General features: G+C 69.9%; 4 protein-coding genes. 3 read left to right on the top strand and 1 reads right to left on the bottom strand.

Going from position 1 to position 2,389, the window contains the following annotated elements:
• From ABD350_RS31280 to ABD350_RS31290, 3 genes are all read left to right on the top strand, one after another.
• Positions 1-397 (top strand): oligopeptide/dipeptide ABC transporter ATP-binding protein (locus tag ABD350_RS31280; RefSeq protein ID WP_344352301.1); only part of this gene is annotated, 397 nt, incomplete at its 5' end.
• Positions 398-580: 183 nt separating this feature from the next.
• Positions 581-1,321 carry a class I SAM-dependent methyltransferase gene (locus ABD350_RS31285; protein WP_344352302.1) on the top strand — a complete coding sequence of 247 codons (741 nt, stop codon included), beginning with the start codon at positions 581-583 and terminating at the stop codon, positions 1,319-1,321.
• 267 nt (positions 1,322-1,588) lie between these two features.
• Positions 1,589-1,945: a hypothetical protein gene (locus tag ABD350_RS31290; RefSeq protein WP_344352303.1), complete on the top strand. Its 357-nt coding sequence runs from the start codon at positions 1,589-1,591 to the stop codon at positions 1,943-1,945.
• A 14-nt stretch (positions 1,946-1,959) separates the two neighbouring features.
• Here ABD350_RS31290 and ABD350_RS31295 read toward each other — a convergent pair.
• Positions 1,960-2,389: oligopeptide/dipeptide ABC transporter ATP-binding protein (locus ABD350_RS31295; protein ID WP_344352304.1), on the bottom strand; the 430-nt coding region annotated here is incomplete at its 5' end.

The raw sequence follows: 2,389 nt of genomic DNA on the forward strand, positions 1-2,389 counted from the left end.
CCACGACCTCGCCATCGTCCGGCACTTCTCCCAGCGCGTCGCCGTCATGTACCTCGGCAAGATCGTGGAGATCGCCGACCGCGAGGACCTGTACGGCAACCCGCGCCACCCCTACACGCGGGCCCTGCTCTCCGCCGTCCCCGAGGCGACGGTGGAGGAGGAGCCGCGCGAGCGCATCCGGCTCACCGGTGACGTGCCGTCGCCGATCAACCCGCCCTCGGGCTGCCGCTTCCGCACCCGCTGCTGGAAGGCGACCGAGAAGTGCGCGTCGGAGGCGCCGCCGCTGGTGCAGGTGGAGGGCAACAAGCCGGGCCATCTGACGGCCTGCCATTACCCGGAGACGTCGGACACCGTGCCCGCCCCGCGCCTGGCGAAGGACCCCGAGGCGGCGGCCTGACACACCCCTTTCCGTCGGCCGCCCCCTCGCGGAACGGACTTTCACCGGCCCATCGACCCGAGCCCATGGACGTCCGCTCCAGGGGAAGAGGGCCCGCGCCTGCCCAAGGCACGGGCCCTCTTTCCGCGTTCGGCGTCCCCTGTTTCCGACCCGCCGCACCGCGTCGTGTGTCAGACTGCTGCGGTGGTGGATCACGCCTTCGCCGATCTCTCGCTCGCCGCGCTCTACGACCGCCTCAACCCCTGGGGACCGGGGGACGACTTCTACCTCGGTCTGCTGCGGGAGGCCGGCTCCGTGCTGGACATCGGGTGCGGCACCGGGCAGTTGCTGCGGCGGGCCCGGGCCGAAGGGCACCGGGGGCGGCTGATGGGGCTCGATCCGGCCGCCGCGATGCTCGCCCAGGCGCGGCGGGCCCGGCCCGACGTCGAGTGGGTGCTCGGCGATGTGCGGGTGCGGCGCTGGCAGGAGGAGTTCGACCTCGTCGTCATGACCGGGCACGCCTTCCAGGAACTGGTGACGGAGGCGGAGATCCGGGCCTGTCTGCACGCCGCCCGCGCGGCCCTGAGGGACGGCGGACGGTTCGTGTTCGAGACCCGCAATCCGGGCGCCCGGCCCTGGGAGCGGTGGACCCCGGACCGGGTGCGCGAGATCACCGCCGCCGACGGCACCGCGGTGCGGGTGTGGCACGAGGTGCGGGGCGAGGGCCTGGACCGGGGCCTGGTGCGGTTCACGGAGACCTACGACGGTGACGGCTGGCCCGCGCCCAGGGTCGTCCACAGCGTGCTGCGCTTCCTCGACGCCGGGACACTGGAGGACTTCCTCACCGAGGCCGGTCTGCGGGTCGTCGAACAGTACGGGAACTGGGAGCGGGGGCCGCTCGCCCCCGACTCCCCCGAAATCGTCACCGTGGCGCGAAAGGCCTAGACGAGGCCGCAATTCCACCCGCCGTACGTGACGCCGATCATGGAGCTCAAGCCTTCCTCAACACCCTTGCCGGTCAACCACGCTGAGCAATAGGTTCGTCACGCACCAGCACACGGGGATTTCCCGCCGACAGATCGGTTGACCATCGTGAAAATCTTCGGCAAGTCCGCGGTCATGAGCGGCGCTGTACTCGCTCTCGCGTTCACAGCGCTCGGACCCGCGTCATCGGCGAATGCCGGCGCTTCCACTTTTCATCTCAAGAGCGCGGTGACGGGCAAGTGCCTCCAGTGGAACGGCCCGAACAAGAACGTCACCCTCGAAACATGCCAGAAGAAGAAGTCGCAGTACTGGGGGCAGGTGGCCTCCCATATCGCGTCGTACGCCGACCCTTACGGCAATTTCTGCCTCGGCATATACAAGACGCTGGAGAAGCCTCCGGTAGGCCGCTACTGCTCCGAGGCTCCCGGTACCAGGGGGAACGACTTCCGCTACAACCACAAGACCTACCTGGCCGCAGCGGGGCCCGGGTATAAGCCGTGCAACTTCAAGACCGTCAACAAGAAGGTGCTGTGCGGCAAGAGGACCAGCACCCTGAAGGCGATGCAGTGGGTCGTCACGCCTTGATCTCCTGAATCGCGCTAACCCGCCTGGTCCTCCTCCAGCGCCGTCAGGGCCGGGTCCAGGACGATGTCCTCGGCCCGGGCCTCGGTGGTCGGCTCCTCCGGGAAGTGGCAGGCCGTGAGGTGGCCGTCCCGGTTGCCGGAGAGCCGGACCAGCGGGGGCTCCTCGGTCGCGCACCGGTCCTGGGCCTTCCAGCAGCGGGTGCGGAAGCGGCAGCCGGAGGGCGGGGAGATGGGGGACGGCACATCCCCGGCGAGCCGGATGCGCTCGCGCCGGGGTGTCTCGTCCTCCGTCAGGGTCACCTCGGGGACGGCGGAGAGCAGGGCGTGGGTGTAGGGGTGGCGCGGGCGGGCGTAGATGGAGTCGCGGTCCCCCACCTCGATGATCTTGCCGAGGTACATGACGGCGACGCGCTGGGAGAAGTGCCGGACGATGGCGAGGTCGTGG

This window comes from Streptomyces nogalater (assembly GCF_039532885.1).
GTDB classification, from domain to species: Bacteria; Actinomycetota; Actinomycetes; order Streptomycetales; family Streptomycetaceae; genus Streptomyces; species Streptomyces nogalater.